22 protein-coding genes are annotated in these 24,093 nt (G+C 62.7%); 17 read left to right on the top strand and 5 right to left on the bottom strand.

The window, feature by feature from the left end; translation table 11 throughout:
* Positions 1 to 34: 34 nt before the first annotated feature.
* Positions 35 to 928 carry a chemotaxis protein CheW gene (locus tag Thiosp_RS21375; protein WP_242518159.1) on the bottom strand — a complete coding sequence of 298 codons (894 nt, stop codon included), beginning with the start codon at positions 926 to 928 and terminating at the stop codon, positions 35 to 37.
* 691 nt (positions 929 to 1,619) lie between these two features.
* Between Thiosp_RS21375 and proV the strand changes: the two genes are divergently transcribed.
* The 4 genes from proV to Thiosp_RS21355 all read left to right on the top strand — a co-directional run bounded on the left by proV (position 1,620) and on the right by Thiosp_RS21355 (position 5,155).
* Positions 1,620 to 2,810, top strand: coding sequence for a glycine betaine/L-proline ABC transporter ATP-binding protein ProV (proV, locus tag Thiosp_RS21370; protein WP_201062991.1), 1,191 nt, complete (start codon positions 1,620 to 1,622; stop codon positions 2,808 to 2,810).
* A gap of 29 nt (positions 2,811 to 2,839) precedes the next feature.
* Positions 2,840 to 3,766: an ABC transporter permease gene (locus Thiosp_RS21365; RefSeq protein WP_201062992.1), complete on the top strand. Its 927-nt coding sequence runs from the start codon at positions 2,840 to 2,842 to the stop codon at positions 3,764 to 3,766.
* A gap of 236 nt (positions 3,767 to 4,002) precedes the next feature.
* On the top strand, positions 4,003 to 4,866 hold the full coding sequence (locus tag Thiosp_RS21360) for a glycine betaine ABC transporter substrate-binding protein (RefSeq protein ID WP_201062993.1): 864 nt from the start codon (positions 4,003 to 4,005) through the stop codon (positions 4,864 to 4,866).
* Between the two features lie 82 nt (positions 4,867 to 4,948).
* The gene (locus Thiosp_RS21355) at positions 4,949 to 5,155 is read left to right on the top strand and encodes a type II toxin-antitoxin system YafQ family toxin (protein ID WP_201062994.1); all 207 of its coding nucleotides are present in this window, start codon (positions 4,949 to 4,951) and stop codon (positions 5,153 to 5,155) included.
* A gap of 260 nt (positions 5,156 to 5,415) precedes the next feature.
* Here Thiosp_RS21355 and Thiosp_RS21350 read toward each other — a convergent pair whose 3' ends face one another.
* Positions 5,416 to 7,089 carry a long-chain-fatty-acid--CoA ligase gene (locus Thiosp_RS21350; RefSeq protein ID WP_201062995.1) on the bottom strand — a complete coding sequence of 558 codons (1,674 nt, stop codon included), beginning with the start codon at positions 7,087 to 7,089 and terminating at the stop codon, positions 5,416 to 5,418.
* Positions 7,090 to 7,248: 159 nt separating this feature from the next.
* On the opposite strand from Thiosp_RS21350, the gene Thiosp_RS21345 reads away from it, so the two are divergent.
* The 7 genes from Thiosp_RS21345 to Thiosp_RS21315 all read left to right on the top strand — a co-directional run bounded on the left by Thiosp_RS21345 (position 7,249) and on the right by Thiosp_RS21315 (position 12,257).
* Positions 7,249 to 7,680, top strand: a complete 432-nt coding sequence (locus Thiosp_RS21345) for a rhodanese-like domain-containing protein (RefSeq protein ID WP_201062996.1) — start codon at positions 7,249 to 7,251, stop codon at positions 7,678 to 7,680.
* A 263-nt stretch (positions 7,681 to 7,943) separates the two neighbouring features.
* A complete protein-coding gene (locus tag Thiosp_RS21340) occupies positions 7,944 to 8,285 on the top strand; it encodes a helix-turn-helix domain-containing protein (protein WP_201062997.1) in 342 nt (113 codons plus the stop codon).
* 117 nt (positions 8,286 to 8,402) lie between these two features.
* A complete protein-coding gene (locus Thiosp_RS21335) occupies positions 8,403 to 8,798 on the top strand; it encodes a PilZ domain-containing protein (protein WP_201062998.1) in 396 nt (131 codons plus the stop codon).
* 48 nt (positions 8,799 to 8,846) lie between these two features.
* The gene (locus tag Thiosp_RS21330; protein ID WP_201062999.1) at positions 8,847 to 9,860 is read left to right on the top strand and encodes a zinc-dependent alcohol dehydrogenase family protein; all 1,014 of its coding nucleotides are present in this window, start codon (positions 8,847 to 8,849) and stop codon (positions 9,858 to 9,860) included.
* 106 nt (positions 9,861 to 9,966) lie between these two features.
* Entirely contained in the window at positions 9,967 to 10,611 is a 645-nt protein-coding gene (locus Thiosp_RS21325; RefSeq protein WP_201063000.1) for a metallophosphoesterase family protein, read from the top strand.
* A gap of 239 nt (positions 10,612 to 10,850) precedes the next feature.
* Positions 10,851 to 11,597 carry an ATP-binding protein gene (locus tag Thiosp_RS21320; RefSeq protein ID WP_201063001.1) on the top strand — a complete coding sequence of 249 codons (747 nt, stop codon included), beginning with the start codon at positions 10,851 to 10,853 and terminating at the stop codon, positions 11,595 to 11,597.
* Between the two features lie 258 nt (positions 11,598 to 11,855).
* Positions 11,856 to 12,257 carry a hypothetical protein gene (locus Thiosp_RS21315; RefSeq protein WP_201063002.1) on the top strand — a complete coding sequence of 134 codons (402 nt, stop codon included), beginning with the start codon at positions 11,856 to 11,858 and terminating at the stop codon, positions 12,255 to 12,257.
* A 23-nt stretch (positions 12,258 to 12,280) separates the two neighbouring features.
* On the opposite strand, the gene Thiosp_RS21310 is transcribed toward Thiosp_RS21315, so the two are convergent.
* Entirely contained in the window at positions 12,281 to 13,240 is a 960-nt protein-coding gene (locus Thiosp_RS21310) for an alpha/beta hydrolase (RefSeq protein WP_201063003.1), read from the bottom strand.
* Positions 13,241 to 13,330: 90 nt separating this feature from the next.
* Here Thiosp_RS21310 and Thiosp_RS24860 point away from each other — a divergent pair, with 90 nt between their 5' ends.
* Positions 13,331 to 13,468 carry a DUF433 domain-containing protein gene (locus Thiosp_RS24860; RefSeq protein WP_201063004.1) on the top strand — a complete coding sequence of 46 codons (138 nt, stop codon included), beginning with the start codon at positions 13,331 to 13,333 and terminating at the stop codon, positions 13,466 to 13,468.
* Here Thiosp_RS24860 and polA read toward each other — a convergent pair.
* Complete coding sequence (gene polA / locus Thiosp_RS21305; RefSeq protein WP_201063005.1) at positions 13,465 to 16,269, bottom strand: DNA polymerase I; 2,805 nt, start codon at positions 16,267 to 16,269, stop codon at positions 13,465 to 13,467. The genes Thiosp_RS24860 and polA overlap by 4 nt on opposite strands.
* 221 nt (positions 16,270 to 16,490) lie before the next feature.
* On the opposite strand from polA, the gene Thiosp_RS21300 reads away from it, so the two are divergent.
* The 5 genes from Thiosp_RS21300 (at position 16,491) to hda (ending at position 21,753) form a co-directional block, all read left to right on the top strand.
* Positions 16,491 to 18,035, top strand: a complete 1,545-nt coding sequence (locus tag Thiosp_RS21300) for a mechanosensitive ion channel family protein (protein ID WP_201063006.1) — start codon at positions 16,491 to 16,493, stop codon at positions 18,033 to 18,035.
* Between the two features lie 152 nt (positions 18,036 to 18,187).
* Positions 18,188 to 18,766 (top strand): D-sedoheptulose-7-phosphate isomerase, encoded by a 579-nt coding sequence (locus tag Thiosp_RS21295; protein ID WP_201063007.1) that lies wholly within the window; start codon positions 18,188 to 18,190, stop codon positions 18,764 to 18,766.
* Positions 18,763 to 20,232, top strand: a complete 1,470-nt coding sequence (gene hldE / locus Thiosp_RS21290; RefSeq protein ID WP_201063008.1) for a bifunctional D-glycero-beta-D-manno-heptose-7-phosphate kinase/D-glycero-beta-D-manno-heptose 1-phosphate adenylyltransferase HldE — start codon at positions 18,763 to 18,765, stop codon at positions 20,230 to 20,232. The genes Thiosp_RS21295 and hldE overlap by 4 nt, the downstream gene beginning before the upstream one ends.
* Positions 20,233 to 20,403: 171 nt before the next feature.
* Complete coding sequence (gene wrbA, locus Thiosp_RS21285) at positions 20,404 to 20,994, top strand: NAD(P)H:quinone oxidoreductase (protein WP_201063009.1); 591 nt, start codon at positions 20,404 to 20,406, stop codon at positions 20,992 to 20,994.
* 42 nt (positions 20,995 to 21,036) lie between these two features.
* Positions 21,037 to 21,753 (top strand): DnaA regulatory inactivator Hda, encoded by a 717-nt coding sequence (hda, locus tag Thiosp_RS21280; protein ID WP_201063010.1) that lies wholly within the window; start codon positions 21,037 to 21,039, stop codon positions 21,751 to 21,753.
* Between the two features lie 57 nt (positions 21,754 to 21,810).
* Here the strand turns inward: hda and Thiosp_RS21275 are convergent, their stop codons facing one another.
* Complete coding sequence (locus Thiosp_RS21275; RefSeq protein ID WP_201063011.1) at positions 21,811 to 24,054, bottom strand: patatin-like phospholipase family protein; 2,244 nt, start codon at positions 24,052 to 24,054, stop codon at positions 21,811 to 21,813.
* Positions 24,055 to 24,093: the final 39 nt, after the last annotated feature.

Below are 24,093 nucleotides of genomic sequence, written 5' to 3'. Positions count from 1 at the left end.
GCGCCGAGAATCGCCTTGGTTGTAGGCCTGACATTCATCGCTGCGGCGTGTCGCGCCCGAGTAGCGGTATCTCCGGTGCGGTGCCATTCGCACGGCTGCGAGTCACGCGCTCCTCGAGTCCTTCGACATCGAGAATCGACAGCATAGTGGCGCGCTCGCTGCCGCTGTCGGGGCGCACCACGGCCTTCGTCAGAACGGTCTTGCCAGCCAGCTCCGAGCCGTAGCGGGAGATGCTGCGGTTGGGGATTTCCGGGCTGTCCATGATGCGGTCGATGACGATGCCGAGAATGCCTTCGTCCTCGTTGACGCCGTCGCGCGGTTTGACCTTCACCAACAGAATGCCGTCGCTCTCGGCGTTGTAGGGGCGGTTTGTCATGCCGAGCAGCTCGTGGATGGAAATGACGCCGACGGTCTGTCCGGCATAGGAGAAGACGCCGATGAAGCCCGGGTTGGAGCATACCAGCGGGGTGATTTGCTGGTCGTTGATGGAGCAGACAACGTTGCAGGACTCAACGCCAAACAGGCGCCCCCCGATCAGGAAGGTAGATATGTCGGTCGTGAGTTCATTGCCCGAGGGCTGCGGATAGCTGGGACCTTGGGGCCGGGCGTGTGATCGCTGGCGCGGCGGGTTTGCCCGGCTGGCGACTGCTGCGAGCATCGCAATGAAGTCGCGAAAATCATCGTCCGTCGCCAGAAAGCCAATATCGGCGGTGCGCTCAAACAGATTGCGGATGACGATATCTACCGCCACCTGCGCCTTGGCCTGCATCTCGGCCACTGTTTTTTTTAGGTTTTCCGTGCCCAGGTGGTGCAGCAGTTCCTTGGTCAGATTCTGAAAGCCTTCGCGCGTCTCGGTCATGTCCATGCCGATGTTACTCATCTGCCCGAGCAGGGCGAGCAGGTTCCAGCGCTCTGCGAGGGCGTCCAAACTGGTGCTGTATGCCCTAACTTGGGGCATTTGCGGCATCAGTGAGTCGAGGCTTGCGCTTTCAGGATGAATCTGCGGCTGAGTCGAAGCGGCCATGATTTCAATACTCTCAGTAGGGCAATGAGCGCTTTGGGCAGGTGTCGTGCGAAAACCGGTGAGTGAATTCAGAATAAGAAGTCGCTGCTGCAACCGAAATGTGATGCAAATCACATTCCATTACGTGCCCCTAAGTGGCTTCCTAAGTGACTTGCAGCGGTGCGGCGGCCCGGTTGCAACGGGACCAGTTGCATCGGTCAGGTAATCCGGGCGATCCAGGTAGGCGGTTGAATCCTCTGGTTGGAGCTGTTACGGTAAAACGCTTGGTGGCCCGCATAAGGGTGCCGCCACTACCTATTAGCGGACCCGGTCCGCACTGTTACTGGCTGGTTTGAACACGATCCAGCAAGTCCGCTATAAGACTGTGATCGCTCGCTGTCCTTTGGCCAAACTGTGATCTGCGCAATTTTTTGCGCATTCATCGTCCGTTTTGGCAAACCCTGGCTGGGCAGCCACGCCTGATTGTGGCGCATTGACGGGGTCTGAAACTTGCCGACATGCTGGGTCGATCTGTTGGGCTCCAATTCATAAATCGCTGCAAGGACTGCCGGCCTGATCGCGCTGCTTTAGCGCGGCTGATAAACATGATCCCCGCATGACTGACAAGCTCGTCATCGAAGACCTTTACAAGATTTTTGGCCCGGCTCCCGATGAAGCCATTGCGCTGCTCGGCCAGGGGCTTGGGAAAGATGAGATTTTCAAGCGCACCGGCACGACGGTTGGGGTGCAGCAGGCGAGCTTCAGCATCCGTGAGGGCGAGGTCTTCGTGGTCATGGGGCTGTCAGGCTCCGGCAAATCCACTCTGGTGCGCATGATCAATCGCCTGATCGAGCCGACCCGTGGTCGCATCCTGCTCGACGGCGTCGATATCACCGCGATGAGCAAGCAAGAACTCATCAATATGCGCCGTCACCAGATGAGCATGGTGTTTCAGTCTTTCGCGCTATTGCCGCACAAGACGGTGGCCGAGAATGCCGCCTTCGGCCTGGATGTCGCCGGCATCCCGGCGTCAGAGCAGCGCGAACAGGCGTTGAAAGCCCTGGCAACGGTGGGCCTTGAGCCCTATGCCGACAGTTATCCCGATGAGCTCTCCGGTGGCATGCGCCAGCGCGTTGGCCTGGCGAGGGCTTTGGCCACTGAAGCGCCCATCTTGCTGATGGACGAGGCCTTTTCGGCGCTGGACCCGCTGATTCGCACGGAGATGCAGGACGAGCTGGTCAGCTTGCAGGACAAAAAGCCGCACACCATCGTGTTCATCTCTCATGACCTCGACGAAGCGATTCGCATCGGCGATCGCATCGCCATCATGGAAGGCGGCCGGGTGGTGCAGATCGGCACGCCCGAGGAGATCGTCACCCGTCCGGCCAACGACTATGTGCGCTCGTTCTTTTATGGCGTGGATGTCAGCAAGGTGTTCAGTGCCGGTGACATTGCCTCCAATCGGGCGCTGATCGTTTTCGAGCGCACTGGTGTGAATGTGCGCGCCGCACTGGCGCAACTGCAGGACCACGGTCGCGCGCTGGGCGTGGTGACGGATCGCGAAAATCGTTATCGCGGCATGGTCAGTGTCAATACGCTTGCAGCGGCGGCGAAAGGCGACGGTGCGCAGTGGGATCAAGCCTTTATCCCGAATGTGGAGCCCGCGCCGGCGGAGATGGATCTGTCCGAGGTGCTCTCTCGCGTCGCGACCACCGAGCATCCGATTCCTGTGGTTGATGATCAGGGCCAGTATCGCGGCATCATCGACAAGACCATTTTGCTGCAAACCCTCGATAAGACAACCTGAGACCTGAATCCGGGATGGCTGAATCTGGCATGAATTTCGAAATACCGATTGGCGACTGGGTCGAGGCCGGCGTCGATTGGATTCAGGACAATCTGACCCCGCTGCTTGATGCGATCGCCGATGGTCTGGATTTGATCATCGATGCCTTCGAGAACCTGCTGCTGGTCTTTCCACCGCTGTTGCTTGCGGCGCTGATCGTGCTGCTGGCGACCTGGCGCGTCGGCTGGCGCTTCGGGCTCTTTGCCGTCGGCGCCATGGTACTGCTGTTTGGAATGGACATTTGGGACGAAACCGTCGTCACTCTGGCCCTAGTGATCGCCTCCAGTCTGGTGGCGCTGGCTATCGGTATTCCGATTGGCATCGCCATGGCGCGCAACGACAAGGTCGAGATGATTGCGCGGCCGATTCTGGATTTGATGCAGACCATGCCGCCGTTCGTTTATCTGATTCCGGCGGCCATTTTCTTTGGTCTCGGCAAGGTGCCGGGCGCCATCGCGACCCTGATCTTTGCCATGCCACCGGCGGTGCGCCTGACCAATCTCGGCATTCGCCAAGTCAGTGTCGAGCATGTCGAAGCGGGCAGGGCGTTTGGCTGCACCAGCTCGCAGTTGCTGTTTAAGGTGCAATTGCCTTTGGCGATGCCCTCAATCATGGCCGGCATCAACCAAACCATCATGCTGGCACTGTCGATGGTCGTCATCGCCTCCATGATCGGCGCCGGCGGGTTGGGGAATACGGTACTGACCGGCATTCAGCGGCTTAACGTCGGCCTGGGGTTCGAAGGCGGGCTTGGTGTGGTGCTGCTGGCCATTTTGCTCGACCGCATTACCCAGAGCTACGGCAGTATTCGCAGCCGCTCCGGCCCCGGGTTGGTGCAACGGTTGCGCAACTGGGCGGGGCGGCGCCCCGATACTCAAGCTGGCACCCAAGCAGGTACGGGAACTGCTGGCACCTAACGCTCATGGCCCTGGCCAACCCGAAGAATGAATCCACGCGATTCACGGTAAGCAGCCGAATCCTGTGCGCGCGCCGTTCACGGCTGCCAAGGGGCCGTCCCACTCGCTGATTTTTTAACCAAACACTTTTCCCACCGGCGTCTCCATGATGGCAGGCGCCGCCTCTTGAGTCGGCCGTGCGCAGCTTTTATCTCGCGCTGGCGGACCTTCGATCCCAAAACCGATAAGGAGTCCCTATGATGAAAATCACTCTTAAAGTCGTGCTCGCGCTGGCGCTGACCGCTGGCCTGAGCGCTGGTGCCCTCGCCAAAGACACCATCAAAATTGGCTGGACTGCCTGGTCCGATGCCGAGTTGGTCACCAAGCTGGCTGCCAAAATTCTTGAAGACCGCATGGGCTACGATGTCGAGCTGATTCAAACCGACATCGCGCCCCAGTACCAGGGCGTCGCCAATGGCGACATCGACGTGATGCTGATGTCCTGGCAGCCTGGCACCCATGCCGACTACGTGGAAAAGGTCTGCAATGACGTGGTGCCACTCGGCATCCTCTACACCGAGGCCCAACTCGGCTGGGTGGTGCCCAACTATATCCCGGAGGATGAGCTGAGTTCGATTGAAGATCTGAAAAAAGACGAGGTCAAAGAGAAACTCGACGGCACCATCACCGGTATCGACCCAGGTGCTGGCCTGACCCGCTTGTCCAAGCAGGCCATCGAAGATTATGACCTCGACTACGACCTACAAATCTCCTCAGGCGCGGCCATGACCGCCGCCCTGAAGCGCGCCATTGATCGCAACGAGTGGATCGTGGTCACTGGCTGGAGCCCACACTGGATGTTCGGCGCCTATGATCTGCGCTACCTCGAAGACCCCAAAGGCGTCCTCGGCAGCTACGAGCGGGTCATGGCCATGGCTCGCAAGGGTTTTTATCAGGACGAAATCGAAGCCGCGAGCTTCCTCTCGCGCATGCAAATTCCACTCGATGACCTGCAGGCAAGCATGTACGACGCCCAGGAAAGCTCCTATGAAGAAGCCGTCGATAAGTACATTGAGAACAACATCAAGCGCATCGATTACTGGGTGACTGGCGAGCTTTAAGCGCCTACTCTGCTGGTCATCAGCAAAAAGCCGCGTCCATCCTGATGAATGGGCGCGGCTGTCCCGTTCCGGGCGCTACGACATGGAGCGACTCAAGCAAGCGATGCTGCTGCTCATTGCCAACGATGCGCCGCTCGGGCCTGAATGGCTGGACCACCCACTCAAGGGCGACTGGGCCGATCACCGGGAATGCCACATCGGCGGTGACTTCTTGCTGATCTACCAGGTCGAGGGCAAGACCATCAACTTCGTGCGCGCCGGCACCCACGCCGCTCTATTTGAAGAGTGACGAGGAATCTGCCCCCTCTCATCACCCCGCCAGCAGCACATTCTGGTCGCCCGCACTCCTCTCCTGGACCAGCGATAGACAAAAAACCTGGTCTGTCCCTCAGGTATCAATTTCCATATCCAAGGTTTAAACCCCCGCCTTTCAGGCGGGCAGATTTCATCTCAAGCCCTCTGGCTGGTAGGTTGGCAAGGTGTGGTGAGTCAGGATCATGTCTATATTTTGGTCTCAGCGCCACCGGAATTAGCGCCAGACTGGCCTGACTAAGGTTGTTTCATAAGCCCTCGCTCATGCTCGCCGCTGCGGCGCAACTCGCGTTTGAGGATTTTTCCGGCGGCATTCTTTGGCAGGCTGTCGACGCGCTCGATGCGGCGGGGGAGTTCGTGGCGGCCGAGTTGCGGGCGGCACCAGTCGCGCAGTGCGCTGGTGTCGAGCGCGGCGGCTTCCGACGCGGCGGTGATGTAGGCGACCGGGATCTCTCCGTGCAGCGGGTGCGGTTCACCGACTACTGCGGCCTCGGCGACATCCGGGTGGCGCACCAGGACTTCCTCAATGATGCGCGGGTAGACGTTCATACCGTTACTGATAATCAAATCCTTGATGCGGTCGACCAGATAGAACCAGCCGTCGGCATCGCGCCAGCCCAGGTCGCCGGTGCGGAACCAGTCCCCGTGAAAGCTGGCCTGGGTCTCCTCCGGTAACTGCCAGTAGCCGCGCATCACGCTCGGGCCGCGCACGCAGACCTCGCCATGCTCACCGTCTGGCAGTTCGTTGCCGGTGGGATCGGCGATGCGCATTTCCACCCCGGGGATTGGCGGACCCACCGAGCGCGGCTTGCGCGGCCCATCGGGCGGATTAACACAGGTGACAGGGCCGCACTCGGTCGGCCCGTCGCCTTCCAGAATGGGCACCGAAAAGCGCTCCTCGAACGCCTGCATCACCGCCTCCGGCATGGCCGCGCCGCCGGAGATGCACAGACGCACCGAGCGCCAGCGGGCGATTTGCTCGGCATCGAGTCGCAGTAGCACGGCGTAGAGGCTCGGCACACCGAGAAAAATGCTCGCGCGGTGGGTGCCGATGGCGTCCGTGATCAGAGCCGGATCGAAACGCGGCACCGGAATCAGCGCTGCCCCGGTGAGCAGAGGCGTGAGAATACCCACGGTGGCGGCAAAAGCATGGAACATCGGCAGCACCACCAGGAAGCGATCACCATCCACGCCGCTGCGGACCCCGAGCGCCTGTGCCACCGCCGTTGCATTAGCGGCCAGATTGGCATGGGTGAGTACCGCGCCCTTGGGCCGCCCCGTGGTGCCGGAGGTATAAAGGATGACGGCGGGACTTTTTACAGGGTCGATCTCGAGCGCGAGCGGTGGTGGCTGTTGGGTATCGGGGGTGATCAGGTCCTCAAGTAGGCAGTCGATGTTGCTGCCGGGCTTCGGGCTGGGGTCCGTTGGTGCCCGGGTTAACGGGCGTCCGTCAGTTGGTTGGCTCTCGATAGGGTGGTTTTCATCGCCGTCACGGGCGTCGCGAGCGATTGGGCCGATTCCAATCCGCAGTTTGACGCCAGGCGCCTCGGCCAGCGCGGCGGCGCTTTGCTCGGCAAAGACGGCGTGAAAGCAAAGCGCCTTGGCTCCGGCATCATTGAGCGCAAAGGCAATTGCCGTTGGCGGCAGCAACAGATTGATCGGCACCGCACAGGCGCCGGCCTTGAGGATGCCGAGGTAACAGCAGACAAAGTCCGTACCATTGGGACAATAAAGCCCGACCCGGTCGCCTGGCGCGATGCCGCGCGCGGCCAGACCTGCAGCGATGCCGTCGCTGGCATCGTTGAGCTCCGCGTAGGTCCAGGTTTTTGCGTCGGTCAGAATCGCCGGAGTATCGGCAAAGGCGCGCGCGCTCTGGCGGAAAAGCTGTGGGAGAGAATTAATACTTGCCATGGCGGTTCCCGAAGGTTTTCATGGGATTGGGCAGAAGAATAAATCAGGTGATTTCCGACAATCGACATCGCCGGCCATTATCCACCCCGGTGGGCGCCTCCGGTGGCATAGAGATTGGCAGAAATTGCCAGAACACTCGACCAAAGAGGATTAGGAGCCATGAAAGATGATCGCTTGCCAAAGGAGCTGACGCCACAGCAGGCCCACGCGCTGGTCACCGATGACCCCCAAGCCGTTCTGGTGGATATTCGCTCCACCATGGAGTTTCTGTTCGTCGGTCACCCCAAAGGCGCCGTGCATGTGCCCTGGATCGACGAGCCGGAGTGGACCGTCAACCCGGAGTTCGTCACCGAGATCCGCAAGCTGCTGCTTGGCGGCGCCGTCTGCACCGCGGACGGCCCCTGCGCGCCAGTGGTGCTGATCTGCCGCAGCGGCAAACGCTCGCTCGAAGCCGGCAAGGCACTGATTGAGGGCGGGTTTCAGTCTGTCTTTCACGTCGACGAGGGGTTTGAAGGCGAGCGCGACGATGACCACCACCGCTCCACCTTGGGCGGCTGGCGCTTCCACGGCTTGCCCTGGGAGCAGTGCTGACCACGAACTCTTGCTGGTGATTTCCGCAAACACGCGGATAATCGCCAGATTGCTTCCGCGCAATGTTGAACCGCGATTTTACCGACCTTCCATTGGCGTTCAAAAAATGCGCGCTTTGCTTGCCAGTGATTGCCGTGGCAGGCATAGTACCAGCGCATGTCGCGGATCGGCGGCCGGGATGTGGTGCGTCTGGGGCCTTTGCTTGAGCAGGCGTCACGGTCTTGGCGCAGATAACAATTATTCCTTAATTACAGCGATTTATCATGAACACGAAAGAGCTGAATAACGCGATTGGGCAACGACTGAGAGATGCGCGGCAAGCGCAGGGACTGAGCTTGGCGCAACTGGCGGAGCGCACGGACAATACCCTGTCGAAATCCCGCATCAGCAATTACGAGCAGGGTATCCGTCGCATGGGTATCGAGCAGGCGCGTACCCTGGCGCAGGCGCTGGGGACGGTATCACCCGTGTATTTGCTGTGCCTGGACGATTCGGCACCGGAATTGTCACCGGAAGAACAACGCTTGATCGGCAATTTTCGCGCGGCCGATCCGACTGGGCGGCTGCGAGTGCTGGAGGCCGCGGCAGAAGCCAAGGAGGGCTGAGCGCTCCTTGGCGCGGATGACGGAGCCGCTTCTGCGAGTCGGTTCCGCGAGTTGGTTCCGGCCCGCGCACTGATGCAAACGCCCGATACAGCGGCCCAATACAAGCGAGGATGTCGCATGACGGAGACAAGCCAGTCCGCTAACAGACGGCGTTTCAGGCGCATCGGGCTTGACCGCGAGGTGCGGGTTGCCGCCATGGACCAGACAGGCCATTGCCGGCTTGTCGATATCTCCCTGCGCGGCTTCTTGTTGGATGCTTGCGGGGATTGGCTCCCGGTGCTTGGGCAGCTGGTCGACTTGAGCGTGGCGCTGGACGAGCAGGGCAGCCGGTGCATTCAGGCCAAAGGCGAGGTACGGCATCTGGACACCGGCCAAGTCGGGGTCCATGTCCTGGAGATGGATCTGGAGAGCGTCGCTTTGCTCCGTCGCCTCGTCGAGGTCAATCTCGATGACGACTCGCGCCTGGAAAAAGAACTGCAGGCCATGCTGGCCGAACGCGATTCGGACGGCTAGCGGTTTGTGCTGAGCACCGGGAGGAGACTTTCGGGAGGAGACTTGACGATGAAAGCCATTGCGATGACCGCGCCTGGTGGCGCCGAGGTGCTGCAGCAGGTCGAGCTTGAGCAACCGCAGATCGCAGCGCCGACCGAGGTGCTGGTGCGGGTGCAGGCCGCAGGCATCAATCCGGTCGACACGAAAATCCGTAGCCGCGGGCCGATGCGCGAAGCGACCGGGCCAACGGTGCTTGGCTGCGACGGTGCCGGTGTGGTCGAGGCTGTCGGGGCTGAGGTCACCCTGGTCGCTCCGGGTGACAGGGTCTGGTATTGCAGTGGCGGCCTTGGGGGTGAGCGCGGCAACTACGCTGAATTCAATGTCGTCGATGAGGCGCTGCTCCAGCCGGTGCCGGCAGGATTAGACATTGACCAGGCCGCCGCCGCGCCGCTGGTGCTGATCACCGCCTGGGAGGCGCTGCATGATCGCGCCGGCATCAAGCCCGGGCAGCAGGTACTCATTCACGCCGGTGCCGGTGGCGTCGGGCATGTGGCCATTCAACTGGCGGTGGCCGCGGGCGCGCGCGTGGCAACGACCGTCAGCAGCGCCGAGAAGGCCGAGTTCGTCCACCAGCTCGGGGCCGAATGCGCTATCAACTACCGCGAGGAGTCCGTGGTCGAGGCGATCGCTGACTGGACGCAGGGGCGCGGCGTCGATATCGCGCTGGATACGGTCGGTCCCGAGGTGTTTCGCCAGACCATCCCGGCCATGGCGCTATACGGCGACCTGGTCACGATCCTCGATCCCTCCTCCAATGCCGGCGACGTTCTCGATCTCGGCGAAGCGCGCCTGCGCAATCTGCGCATCAGCCTGGAGCTGATGCTGACACCCCAGCTGCGCGACATCCGCGAGGCCCAGGTTCACCAAGGCTGGATACTCAGGCAGTGCGCCGAACTCATCACGCAGGGACGCTTGCGCATCGAGGTCAGCGGGCGTTATCCCCTTGCGCAGGCGGCGGATGCCCACCGGCGGCTCGAGGCCGGCGGCCTGACGGGCAAGCTGGTGTTGCGCATCGACGGCTGATCGCTAAGCCGGGCTGATGCTTGCAGCAGCTCCGCCAACCGCCTGCCTGCGACTAAGCCTGTGTGATTGAGTCCCCTGTTGAATGATCTCCTGTGACTGAACCTCTGTGACTGATCCAAAGTCGAGCGAGCCACAGCGGCTGCGGGTGGCCTTGCTCGCCGACACCCACGGCCAGGTCGACGCGCGCGTGCTCGCGCTGGTGGCGGAGTGTGACATCGCCATCCATGGCGGGGATATCGGCTCGGTTGCTGTGCTGGCCAGCCTGCAGCCGAGACTGGGGCAGGTCTATGCAGTGCGGGGCAACAACGACGTGTATCGCAAATGGCCAGCGGAGGAGCAGTCACTACTTGAGCGCATTCCCGAGCGCGCGCAGGTCGAGCTGCCGGGCGGCCTTTTGGTGGTCGAGCACAGTCACCGCATGGCAGCCGCCGGCCGTCATGAGCGGCTGCGGCGCCGCTATCCGCAGGCGCGGGCCATTGTTTACGGTCACAGTCATCGCATGGTGGCGGACTGCGAGATGCTGCCCTGGGTGCTGAACCCCGGCGCCGCCGGGCGCTCGCGCACCTATGGCGGACCCTCATGCATGATTCTGTCCGCTGCGGCGGAGTTATGGGAGCTTGAGGAATTCCGCTTTGAGCTGCCTCGCCGCCCGGAGCGAGCCCCGGAGCGAGCGGGCGCAACTGGAGGCAAAATGGGCGACACAACCGGGCGCGCAACCAGAGGTGCAACGGGGAACGCAACTGGGCGCTGAACAACCGCTCGTCGGATGGCGAGCGCATTTGACGGGATTTCCGCCGTGCGCCCCAGCAGAATTGCGAAAACACGCTAGACTTCATTTTACTACTCCTGAAAAGTCAGGAGTTCCTGACGCCCTGACCCAGGGTGCGCGCGCAAAGCGCAGGAAGTACAAGGCCGGCTCCGCCGGCCTTCAGCTTTTTAAGCCCGGCATTCATTTTTTGTCTGCTATTCCGCTGGGGTAGACTGGCGGACATGAGCAAGAATCCGGACGCTCCGCCAAAATCCCTGCTGCGCCTGGTTGGCCGCGCTATCGCGGACTATCGCATGATCCAACCGGGCGATCGCGTGCTGGTCGCCGTCTCCGGTGGCAAGGATTCCCTGTCGCTTTTGCAGATTCTTCGCCATCTGCAGCGGCGCGCACCGGTGCGCTTCTCGCTCGGCGTGATCACCGTCGATCCGGAAGTGCCTGGTTTTGATCCTCAACCCCTGACCGGCTATTACGCCACGCTTGACCTCAACTGGCATTTTGAGCGCCAGCCGCTGATGGAACAGGCCGAGCAGCACATGCAGGGGGATTCTTTCTGCGCCTACTGCGCGCGCATGAAGCGCGGCATCATGTACCGCCTGTGCCGCGAGCACGGCTACAACGTCCTTGCGCTGGGGCAGCATCTCGACGACCTGGCTGAAAGCCTGATGATGTCCATGTTTCATGGTGGCCAATTGCGCACCATGAAGGCGCATTACCGCATCGATGCTGGCGATCTGCGCGTCATCCGCCCGCTGGCCTATTGTCGCGAGCGCCAGACCCGCGACTATGCCGAGGCTGCCGCGCTGCCGGTGGTGCTGGATTCATGCCCGGCCTGCTTCGAAAAGCCGACCCAGCGCGAGTATTTCAAAACCCTGCTGGCACGCGAGGAAGCGTCTAATCCGCGACTGTTTGGCAATCTGCTGACAGCAATGCGCCCGCTGCTGACCGAAGGCGACATCGATAATCTCTGATGATCATTGCGCGGCTTTGCGCAGATGCAAACCGCTTGTTTTCTCGAGAGAGGGTGCTGGCGCTGAAGACTTAAGAACCCGCTGCCACGAACGATACAGAGAGTAAGGCTGCGTAATTCGCGGCTGATCGAACCTGATATGTTTAGCACAGGATGTGATTGTCCGGCATGGATGGCGCCGGAGCCGGTCGCGATTCCGCGTGGAATTGGCGCGGATCGCGGCCGGTGCCCTTGGTGAACGGACGCTTGAGATTGGACGATGTTTGATCGACTTGAATCCATTCGACCGGTTGCCGCGACGAACTTTCGTCGCGCCTCGGGTGATGACGCGCGGGAACAGCACCCATTGCTCGACGGGCATGGCTTGCCGAAACACCTGGGCGGGCGCAGCGATCAGCGCGGCAGTGAACGGCGTTCGGGCGAAAGGCGCCGCGGCGAGCGCAGGAGCAAGGAACGGCGCAGTGATGAACGCCGTGGAGGGCTGCGCATGGTGACCGAAAGGCGCCTGACTGAGCGGCGCGCATCCGATCGGCGCGATGGTGATCGCCGTCACACCGATCGCCGTTTGCAGGGCACGCCCAGGATAAATCTTCGCAAGCCGCCGTTCTTCTCAAACGGTTGGGGGCGTTCCCGCCGGCCAGTGGTTGACGACTACGCCTGAGCTACCGTCCCCCCGTCTTTGAACTACGCCCGAGCAGCTGCGCTCGCGGTGCCTACAGATGCTGTTGCTATAGCCTCCGCCCGCGCGCTGGTCTCTCTCGTGCTCGGCACTCGCTTTTCCGCTTCCGCGAGAAATGCCAGCAGGCGGGGGCTGTATTCCGCGATATGCTCGCTTGAGGCATGATCCCCGCCTGGGATGGTGATCAGTTTCATGGCGGCAGCCCGCGAACCCGCTTGTGCAATAGCGTGGGCGTCGCTGATTGGCACGGCTGTGTCGGCCTCGCCATGCACCAGGAGCACCGGGCAGCGGATGGCGGCAATTGTGTGCATGGGCGCGATGGCATCGAAGCGGTGGCCAATCAGCCACTCCACATAGCGGGCCACCAGCCGGATGCCGAATGCCGGGATAAGGACCTGGCGCAAATGGCGCTCGGTCAGCCAGCGCGGGTGTGCAAAGGCGGAGATGCTGACCACTGCCGTCAAGTCCTGCCGTCGCGAGGCGCTCAGCAGCACGGCACCAGCGCCGACAGAATGGCCGCTCAGGGAAATGGAACGAGCCGCGGCCGGGTGGGTTGATTGCAGCCAGTCGATGGCTGCGTCCAGGTCCTCGGCAAAGCGTGGCAGCGAGGAGAAGCTGGCGTTGGGGCTGCGGCCGTGGTTGCGCGAGTCGAACAGCAGCACATTGCGTCCGGATGCGTGCAGGGGCACGGCGAGCGGGAGCATTTGCTCGGCATTGCTGCCCCAGCCATGCAGGAGAATGACGCTGCTGTGGCTACCCGGTGCCGGTACCCACCAACCGAACAACGGCCTGCGCCCGGGGCCCGGGATGGCGATTGTCTCGAACGGCAGACCGTAATCGCCGGGATCGCCCTGCTCGCGCAAGCGCTTGGCGCGAAAGCCAAAATGGATCGAAAAATGGAACAGCAGCCAGCCCAGCGCCAGTGCGGCGGCGATGCTGGTGAGGGTCAGGGGTAAAGTGGTCATGATGGGGTATCTTGCGGTCGGCCCCAGGTTCCCGCAATTCGTTTCGTCAATCGCTCAAGATATTCGGAGATCCTCATAAACTGGCAGCGATTGGATGGCATCAGGCGCATCAGCGCCAATCCGAACATCTGCCATGGCAAGGTCTGTATCAAGGGAACACGGATTATGGTTTCCGTGATCTTTAGTGAGCTAGCCGCTGGTGGGTTGCCAGCCTCGCGCGCGGGCTAGTGCGCCTCATCCCAGTTGTCTCCCACGCCCACATCGACAATCAGCGGCACCTTGAGCTTGGCGGCAGATTGCATCAGGTCGCGGATGCGGGCGGTTGCATCCTCCACCGCATCGGTGGCGATTTCAAACACCAGCTCGTCGTGCACCTGCATGATCATGCGCACCGGCGGTCGGTCTCGCTCGATCCAGTCATCCACGGCGATCATGGCGCGTTTGATGATGTCCGCCGCGCTGCCCTGCATGGGAGCGTTGATGGCGGTGCGCTCGGCACCCTGGCGGCGCTGCTGATTGCTGTGGTTGATGTCCGGCAGGTAGAGCCGGCGGCCGAAGATTGTCTCGACATAGTGGTCGCGCGCGGCCTGCTCGCGGATGCGCGCCATAAAGTCTTTCACCCCGGGGTAACGGGCAAAGTAGGTATCCACATAGGCTTGGGCATCGCGGCGCTCAATGCCAAGCTGGCGTGCGAGTCCAAAGGCGGACATGCCGTAGATAAGGCCGAAGTTGATCGCCTTTGCCGAGCGGCGCTGATCGGATGTGACATCCTCCGGCGCTAGCCCGTGGATTTCCGCCGCGGTGGCGCGGTGAATGTCCTGGCCTTCGGCAAAGGCGGCGAGCAGGCGTTCGTCGCCCGATAAGTGCGCCATGATGCGCAGCTCAATCTGCGAATAATCCGCGGCGACCAAGCGGTGGCCGGGCTCGGGGATAAAGGCGCGACGGATGCGCCGACCCTCTTCGCGACGGATGGGGATGTTCTGCAGATTGGGGTCGCTGGAGGACAGACGTCCGGTAGCGGCAACCGCCTGGTGGTAGCTGGTGTGCACCCGGCCGGTGTCGGGATTGCGCATCTGCGGGAGTTTGTCTGTGTAGGTGGAGCGCAGCTTCGACAGGCCGCGATGCTCGAGGATCAGATGCGGTAGTTCATGGCCGTCCTCGGCGAGTTTTTCCAGCACGGCTTCTGAGGTCGAGGGCGCGCCCTTGGGAGTGCGCGAGACCACCGGCAAGCCAAGCTCGTCGAAGAAGATGGCGCCGATCTGCTTGGGCGAGCCGAGATTGAAGCGCCGCCCGGCGGTCTGATACGCCTTCTCTTCCAGCGCGCTGATGCGCTCGGCCAGTTCCCGGCTTTGTTTGGCGAGCTCATCGGCATCGATGCGCACGCCGTGGCGCTCCATGCGCGAGAGCACCGGGATCAGCGGAATTTCAAGTTCTTGGTACAGCTGCTTGAGGCTCGGTGTCTGCTCGAGCCGGGGCCAGAAGCTGAGGTGTAGCTGCAGGGTGATGTCGGCATCTTCGGCAGCATAGGGCGTGGCCTGCTCGAGCGCGATTTGATCAAACCGCAGTTGCTTGGCGCCCTTGCCGGCGATGTCCGAGAAGGTGGTGCACTGGTGGCCAAGGTACTTAAGCGCCAGCGAGTCCATATCATGACGGCTTGCGGTGCTGTCGAGCACATAGCTTTGCAGCATGCTGTCGTGCGCGACGCCCTGGAGCGCAATGCCATGGCCGGCGAGCACGTTCATATCGTACTTGAGATTTTGCCCGAGCTTGGGGCGGCTGGGGTCTTCCAGCAGCGGTTTGAAGGCGGCCAGCACCCGGTCGCGGTCGAGTTGTGTTGGAACGCCGGGATAGATGTGCGCGAGCGGCAGATAAGCCGCCTCACCAGGTGCAATGGCAAAGGACAGACCGACGACCTCCGCGCGCATGTAGTCGAGCGAGGTGGTCTCGGTGTCGAAGGCAAAGAGCTCGGCGGACTGCAGACGTTCTAGCCAAGCGGTGAAATCGGCTTCGGTCAGGATGGTCTGGTAATCGGATTGGGCGTCAGTGCCGACTCCCTGATCGGTCGTGGCTTCGGTGTTTGCTTCGGACGTGCCATCCGCGCCTTTGCTCGGATCGCGTGGCGTGGCGTCTGCTTCATCTCCGCCAGCCACGACGCCCGAGGCGTTGCCCCCCGCCACCGCCTCAAGGGTCGCCAGCAGTCGGCGCGATTCAATGCGCTGATACCAGGTCCGCAGGCTGTCGGTGTCCGGCGCGGTCGGTGTGAGGTCCTCGGGGGCGACATCAAGGGCAAGGTCGCGCTTGATGGTGGTCAGCTCCCGCGCCAGCGGTAGCTGCTCGAGGCTGGCGCGCAGGTTTTCGCCGACCTTGCCGCCGATGTCATCGGCATGCGCTATGACATCATCGAGCGAGCCAAACTGCGTCAGCCACTTGACCGCGGTTTTGGGGCCGCACTTGGGCACGCCTGGAATATTGTCGACACTGTCGCCCATCAGGCTAAGATAATCGACAATACGCTCGGGCGGCACGCCGAACTTCTCGCGCACGCCCTCGGGGTCGAGCAGCTTGTCGCTCATGGTGTTGATCAGATGAATGCGCGCGTTGACCAGTTGCGCCAGGTCCTTATCCCCGGTCGAGATCAGCGTGCGCAGTCCGGCTTGTTCAGCCTGGGTGGCCAGGGTGCCGATCACATCGTCGGCTTCCACCTCGGGCACAATCAGCAGCGGCAGCCCGAGTGCGCGGATAATCTCCTGTAAGGGCTCGATCTGCACGCGCAGATCATCCGGCATTTCCGGGCGATTAGCCTTGTAGTCGGCAAAGAGCGCGTTGCGGAAGGTCGGCCCGGGCGGGTCGAACACCACACCCAGGTAGCGCGGTTGATAACGCTCGCTTAAGGTGCGGATCATATTCAGTGAGCCCACCAACGCGCCGGTCGGCTCGCCGCGGGAATTGCTGAGCTTGGGCAAGGCGTGATAAGCACGGAACAGGTAGCCGGAAGCGTCGAGTAACACGAGGTCGTAGGTGTCGGACATGGTATTCGCTTGGGCAAAGGGGAGAGGGCAGTAAGAGTGCGCGAAGGGCAACTTAGCACGATGGAGCCGATCGGGGCAGCCGCGGGATGCTTCGCGGTCCGGGAGACCAGCTGCCAGGATCACGCCGGCACCAGGGTAGTGCTTGTGCTTCGAGCTGCCCGGCAAGCCCACCTCGTGGTTTTTGCGCGACGGTCTGGTGCGGAAATGGAGCGACAGGACTGATGGACACGGCAATTCACCCCTCAATCAGCCTGTTCGATGCGCTGCTCGATCAGCCAGGCTGGTTACTTGCGCTTTGTGTCGCGCTCATTACGCTCTGGGAGGCGGTACTGCGTCGAGTCGGTGGACGTGGGCGAGTTGCGCCCATGCCTGGGCTGGTGGCGTTGGTCGATCTGGCGGTGCTGCCCACAACCGTGATTCTGATTGGCACCCTGCTGCGGTTTGCGATCGACGAGTTCAATATCGCCCGCGCCGATGAGCCGTTAAAGGTGATGACAGTGTTCGTCTTTTACCTGGTGCTGGCCTGGTCGGTGGCGCGGGTCATCGAAGTGTTTCTGTTCGAGAAGCGCATTGCGGACTATCGCGATACCGTGCCCGGGCTGCTGCGCGCGCTCGGTTACATCGGCGGGCTGCTTGGCGGAATCAGCCTGTTTTTGTGGCAGCAAGACTATTCGATCTCTGGTGTGTGGGTTTCGACCGGCGTGGCGGCGGCGCTGGCCGGATTCGCGCTGCAACGGCCGCTGGGAGATCTCTTTGCCGGCATTGCCATGGGGCTGGAGCAGCCCTTTCAGATCGGCGACTGGATTGAGCTGCCGGGCGACATTGTCGGGCGAGTGGTGGACATCAACTGGCGCGCCACCTGGTTGCAGGGTTGGGACAACAGCCGCCATATCATTCCCAATTCGCTGCTTGCCGGGCAGAACATCAAGAACTACGAAAGTGGCCGGCGCCAGTTTGCCCCCTGGTACATCGTGAAGGTGCCGGCTGAGGTCGATCCGCGCTTTGCCACTGCACTGCTGCTCGAGGCCGCGATGCGCGCGCCCCATGTGCTGAATCGGCCGCTGCCGGTGGTGCGCCTGGCCAATGCCACGACTCAGCCCTATGAATACATGGTGTGGGTTCATTACGACAATTATCCGGCCATGTTTCGCGGCCGCGAGGAGCTGTTTCGCGAAATTCATTACGCCTTTCTGAATGCGGGTATTCACATCTCGCCGCAAATCTCTGAATGGCGCACCCGGCGTGCCGATGCCAACACCCGCGAGCGCCCGAGTATTTTTCAGGCGCTCAAACAACTCGACGTCTCGCGACATTGGTCGGATGAAGAGATCGAACAGATCGCGACTCCCAGCCGCTATCTCGACTTCGATGCTGGCGCCGTGCTGCTGCGCGAGGGCGAGATAGTCGAGGGCTTCGATATCGTAATCCACGGCCTGGTGGAGGCGAGCATCACCCTGCCCGGCGGTGCGAAGGAAGTCACCGAGCTGCTTGGTCCTGGCGACTACTATGGCATTCTGTCGATGGCGACGGCAGAGCCCTCGTTTCTAGAGTACACGGCAAAAAGTGATGTCGTGCTGGTGCGCGTGAGCTTTGAATGCCTGCAACGGGTACTGACCGCGCATCCGGATCGCGCAGCCGTTCTGGCCGCCACCGTCAAGCAGCGCTTCGACGCAGCCGAACGGGCACGCGAGGCCTCGCGCCGTCACGTGCCCAAGCGTAGCTTCGGTGAGATTCGCCGGCGGATTGAAGAATTGATTGGGCGGTGAGGCTGATCAGCGCATTGGCTGAACGGATGCGATACGCCGGGCTCCCGGTTTGCCATCTTGCGCCTGAAACCCGGATACTTGAAATCTAATGGCCATCACAAGTGCCAACTGGCCCAATATAGCCCACCCCAATCCATCCGCGGCCTCAGTTCATGCATCAACGGATTCGCGCGACCTTTGCCGAACATCTCGAGACCATCCAGGCACTTGGTGCGCTCGAGGACGAAATCGCCGCGCTGGCGGAGCGCGGCATCGCTGCACTGCGAGCGGGTGGGAAAATTCTCTGGATGGGCAATGGCGGCAGCGCGGCCGATGCCCAACATCTGGCCGCCGAACTGGTCGGGCGCTTCGAGCGCGAGCGCCCGGGCCTGGCCGCGCTGGCGTTGACCACCGACACCTCGGTGCTGACCTCGGTGGCCAATGACTATGGTTTCGAGTCCATCTTTGCCCGCCAGGTCGAGGCCATTGGCCGGCCGGGCGATCTGCTGGTTGGGCTGTCGACCTCTGGTAACAGCCCCAATGTGCTGCGCGCCATGGAAGTCGCAGGCGGGCTCGGCTTGACCCGCATCGGGCTGACCGGAGCCGACGGCGGCGCGCTGCGTGCGCAGAGCGAGCAGTGCCTGTGCGTCCCATCAAGGCGCACCGCGCGTATTCAAGAGGCCCATCTGCTGATCGGGCATCTGCTGTGCGATGCCATCGAGGCGGAACTGGCTCCGGGTAACGGCACATGAGCTTCGCCGATCCCGCAGCGGTGCGCGATGCCGTTGCCAGCGGCTTCGGCGGGCGACGCCTGCTGGTGGTCGGCGATCTGATGCTCGACCGCTACCTCTGGGGTGAGGTGCAGCGCATTTCCCCCGAGGCGCCGGTGCCCGTGCTGCGCCTGCGCCGCGAGAGCGAAGTCGCCGGCGGCGCGGCCAATGTCGCGCGCAATCTGGCCGCGCTCGGGCTGCGGGTGGAACTAGCCGGCGTGACCGGGCAGGACGGCGAGCGCGAGCGGCTGCTGGCGCTGCTGGCCGAGGCCGGCATCGAAACCGGCGCCGTGCTGGCGACAAGCGAACGCGGCACCAGCACCAAGACCCGCGCCATCGGCAATCATCAGCAGATGCTGCGCATCGATGCCGAGGAGACCGCGCCCCTGTCTGCGGCCCTTGAAGATGCGCTCTTTGCCGCCATCCGTCAGCGACTAGGCGATGTCGATGGTCTGTTGCTTTCAGACTACGCCAAGGGCGTGCTGAGCGGTGGGCTTTGCCAGCGGCTGATCGCCGCCGCACGGAAACTCGGCAAGCCAGTGTGGATCGACCCCAAAGGCCGCGATTTCGACCGCTATCGCGGCGCGAGCCTGCTGACACCCAATCGCGCCGAACTGGCCGAGGTGCTGGGGCTGACATCCGGCAATGTCGATGCGCTGCTTGATGGCGCCGCGCAGCTGCGAGAATCCCTGACACTCGATGCCCTGGTGGTGACCCTGGGCGAGCACGGCATGGCGCTGATTCAGCCGGATGGTCGTCGGCAGCTGCCGGCGCGCGCGCGCGAGGTCTTTGATGTCTCGGGCGCCGGGGATACCGCCATCGCCGTGCTGGCGGCGGCTGTCATCGTAGGGTTGCCGCTGAGTGACGCCGTCGCGCTCGCCAATCTCGGCGCTGGCGTCGTGGTCGGCCGGATTGGTACCGCCCAGCTCAGCGCGGCCGAGCTGCTGGCCGCCATGGAGGATGCCTACTCCGCCACCCAGCAGGCTAAAATACTCACCCTTGGGGCACTCTTGGAACGCCTGCACCAATGGCGCGACCAGGGCGAACGCATTGTTTTCACCAACGGCTGTTTCGACTTACTCCACGCCGGGCACGTGAGCTACCTCGAGCAGGCGCGCCAGCATGGGCGACGGCTGATCGTCGGGCTGAACAGCGATGACTCGGTGCGCGCGCTCAAAGGGCCGCAGCGCCCGATGATGCCCGAGGCTGACCGCGCCCGGGTACTCGCTGCCCTGGCCGCGGTCGATGCTGTGGTGCTGTTCGGCGAGGAGACACCACTCGAGCTGATCCGCGCCATCCGCCCCGATGTGCTGGTCAAGGGCGCGGATTATCGTCCCGAGCAGGTAGTGGGTGCCGATGAGGTCCAGCGCCACGGCGGGCAGCTGGTGTTGATTCCGCTGCTCCCTGATCGCAGTACCAGTGATCTGGTTGCGCGTTTGCATCCATAATCAGTCGGAGTCGCAAATGCATTTTCGGTTTTGGGCCGGGTGACGGGCGCGGGGGTCTCGGCGGCAGGACGCCGCCGGGAAGCCTACAAGGAAGTATTCACGGCGTCCCCCGCGACCGTCACCCGGCCCAAAACAATCTGAGATAACCACTGACACGATCGACCGAGCCCAATGAGCTACATCCTGATTCTCTACTACAGCCGCCGCGGCGCCACCGCTGGCATGGCGCGCATGATCGCGCGCGGTGTCGAGGAGGAAGGGCTGGAAGCGCGCCTGCGCACAGTGCCGGCTGTCTCCGCCGTCTGCGAAGCGGTCGAAGACAGCATTCCAGCCGAGGGCGCTCCCTATGCCACGCCCGAGGACCTGCGCGACTGCGCCGGTCTCGCCCTCGGCAGCCCGACTCGCTTCGGCAACATGGCCGCGCCGATGAAATACTTTCTCGACGGCACCTCGTCGCTGTGGCTGAAAGGGGCCCTGGTCGGCAAGCCGGCGGGGGTCTTTACCTCCACCTCCAGCCTGCACGGCGGGCAGGAGACCACGCTCACCTCCATGATGCTGCCGCTGCTGCATCACGGAATGCTCCTGCTGGGCCTGCCCTATAGCGAGACCGATCTGCTGCACACCACTGGCGGCGGCACCCCCTATGGGCCCTCGCACCTGGCCGGCATTAACAACGACCAGCCGCTCAGCGAGGCAGAGTCGCGTCTGTGCCAAGCCCTGGGCCGCCGGCTGGCGCGCACCGCCCGCGCCTTGGCCATTTAAGTCGCGCATTTGGCCAGCGCCGCAGTCGCGTTCAACGCCCCCATGCAGCAACTCGGCCTGGCGCTGCGTCTGCCGCAGACGCAGACCTTTGCCAATTTCATCCCCGGTCGCAATGCCGAGGCCATCGCCGCGCTGCGCGACTGGGCGTCAGGGCAGGGGGCGGCGGTCGGCCAGGGCGCGCCCTATCTCGCACTGCATGGCGAAGCGGGCAGCGGCAAGACGCATCTGCTGCGCGCGGCCTGCGCCGAACTGCAAGCATCCGGGCAGTCGGTCACCTATCTGTCGCTCAAGCAGTCCGATCTCGAGCCCGCGATCTGCGAAGGGCTTGAAACGCTCAGCGCGGTTGTGCTGGATGACGTGCACGCCGTCGCTGGCGATGCGGGATGGGAACGGGCGCTGTTCGCGCTCTTTAATCGCTTGCGCGAGCGCGAGGCGCGCCTGCTGATCGCGGCGTCGCGACCGCCCGCCGCGCTGTCAATCGACCTCGCCGATCTCCACTCGCGATTGTGCTCCGGGCCCGGCTTTCTGCTCCAGCCGCTTGATGACGATGGGCTGGATCGGCTCCTGAAACAAGGCGCACAGGACCGCGGCTTCGCTCTGGATGCTGCCGCGCGTCGCTACCTGCTCACCCGCTGCACCCGCGACCCGGCTAAGTTGCTCGCGCTGCTCGACGACATTGACGCCGCCAGTCTCGCCCAGGCACGGGCACCGACGGTGCCTTTCCTGAGCGCGTTGCTGGCATCCCGGGAGACTTGCTGAGGCGCTAAAGCGCGTCCAGGCAAGCTCCTGAAGGGCCAAAAGCGCCGCGGTCTTGAATCAATCCGGGCGCCCAATCAGCACATAGAGGGCATGATCGCCGCTGGCGGAAAGGCCCAGGCCCAGGTAGGCCGGGCCGATCCAAGTGTCGGAGCCAAAGAATACGCTGCTACCAAAGCGGGTGCCTTCGGGGGCAAGATCAAAAGCAAGGTTCTCACCATTGCTGAAGCGGCTCTCCGGCAGCCAGCCGGCTTCCAGCGAGGCGCCGAGAAACAAACCGCGTCCGAGCGGCGTGGGCAGCGTGGCAATCTGGCGATAGTAGGCCAGGGAACCGAACACCATGTCATTGCCGCGAAATTGCTCATTGGCGTAGCCGGAGAGCTTCAGGAAGCCGCCGAGCGGAAATTGATCATAGTAGGGCATGTCGACGCCGAAACTGGTCCCGGCCTTAAAGTGCACGGCCAAGGTATTGGGGCCGCTCGTGTGGGCACCAAAGGCCGTGAATAGCGTGCGGGCGTAGCTCGAGTCCGCGCCCAGGGCGGTCAGCGGTGCCCGGGCTTCGAGTTTCAGGCGCTGGCCGGCGCGTGGCACGGCGGCCCGATCAAGCGTGTCGTAAGACAGACTCGCGCGCACGCCGGAATCGACTTGATCGCCTTCTGGTAGCTCGCGCGAGCCGGTATCCAGGTTGACGTTAGTGATGCCCCAGTAGGGCCCCAGCCGCAGCTCAAGGTTGCTGCGACTCAGGCCGAAATCGGCACCGACGTGCGCCCGGGTCACATCGTAGCGGGCGACGCGCTGATCGCCGTCAAACACACTGTAAGGTGTTTGCTTCAGGTCCAGATAGGGCGCGACAAAACCGGAATGATCCAGGTCGAGTGGCTGGAACCATTCGCTGTACAGACGCGGTTCGTTGCCCAACTCAATCTCGCTGAACCACTCGGCGCCAAGCCGGTTCATCCATGTCTTCTGATAGGTGGCGCGCAGGCCGAAGCGGCTGTCGCCCTTATTGTCGCTTGAGAGTTTGAGCCCGAAGCCGAGATATCCTGGCCCCCAGGCCTTTTCCACCGCGTCGACGATGAGCACCTCACCTTTGCCCGCCGGGTCAGGCTCGAAGCGATAGCTGATGCGCTCGAAGTCCCCGCGTCCATAGAGATGCTGGATGTCGAGCTCAAGGCGTTCGCGGTCGAAGGCTTGATTCTCCTGTGCGTCGATCAATGGGTCGAACAGGGCCTCATTGACGCGCTTCAGTCCCAGGACTCGCACCTCGCTGACTCGCGTTACAGGTGTGCTGCGGCCAAAGCGCTCGCGCTTCCAGGCGGCGTATTCCTTCTCGCTCAGGCTGAAGCGGCGCAACTGCCCGGCACTCTTTTGCGCGGCTGTCACGCCGGTGGCGATGGCCTCCGCGGCGCGGTCAAAATCGCTCGAACCGATGTCGCCGAGGTCGGGAACAATGAGCAGATCGCGTTTGGGGTCGATCTCCGCGAGTGAGACTTGAACATTTTGCTCGGTGAGAATGGCGATCATCTGGCCGGTAATGCCAAGAATGTTGTCGAGTTGATCGCGCGGCAAAAAACTCGAGCCAAGATTGACCACGATGAGATGATCGACCCCCATGGAGCGCGCCACATCCACCGGCAGGTTGCGCACCAGACCGCCGTCGACATAGATGTGATCCTCCCACACCATGGGAGCGAAAACTCCCGGTACCGCCATACTCGCGCGCATGGCCACCGGCAGGGGGCCGTGATCGAACACCACCATCTCGCCGTTTTCGAGGTTGGTCGCCACCGCGCGGAAGCGAATCGGCAGCGCGTCGAAGTTCTGTGTGGTTTCAACGCCCTGGAGCAAGTCATTAAAAAACAACTGGACTTTTTGACCCGCAATGGCACCCGGAGGGAGTTTCGCTTTGCCATCGCGCACCCCGATGGAAAAATTGAAAGCGGGTGTCAGGCTCGCCTGCTGCCGACGCGCCGGCCACTGCGAACGCGGCGGGTTGTCATCGAACATCTCATTCCAGTCGACCGCGAGCACGCGCTGGCCAAGCTCTTGCGCTGACAGCCCCGCCGCATAGGCCCCGCCGACCAGCGAGCCCATGCTGGTGCCGGCGATGGCATGAATAGGAATACGCAGTTCCTCCAGCACCTTGAGCACCCCGATATGCGCCGCGCCCTTGGCGCCACCGCCAGCCAGGACCAGGCCGATGCGCGGATGCTTGGCCGTGGCGGCAGCGCGACCGGGGCTTGGCGCCAATGCGGCGGAGACAACAGTGAACAGGACAAAGGACAGCAACAACCTACGCGGCATCAGAACCTCGGGACTTTAATCAAATCGTGGATCGATCGC

The sequence above is a fragment of the Thiorhodovibrio litoralis genome (genome assembly GCF_033954455.1).
GTDB classification, from domain to species: domain Bacteria; phylum Pseudomonadota; class Gammaproteobacteria; order Chromatiales; family Chromatiaceae; genus Thiorhodovibrio; species Thiorhodovibrio litoralis.
Note: the sequence above shows the minus strand (reverse complement) of the source record. Positions and strands in the feature narration are given on the sequence as shown.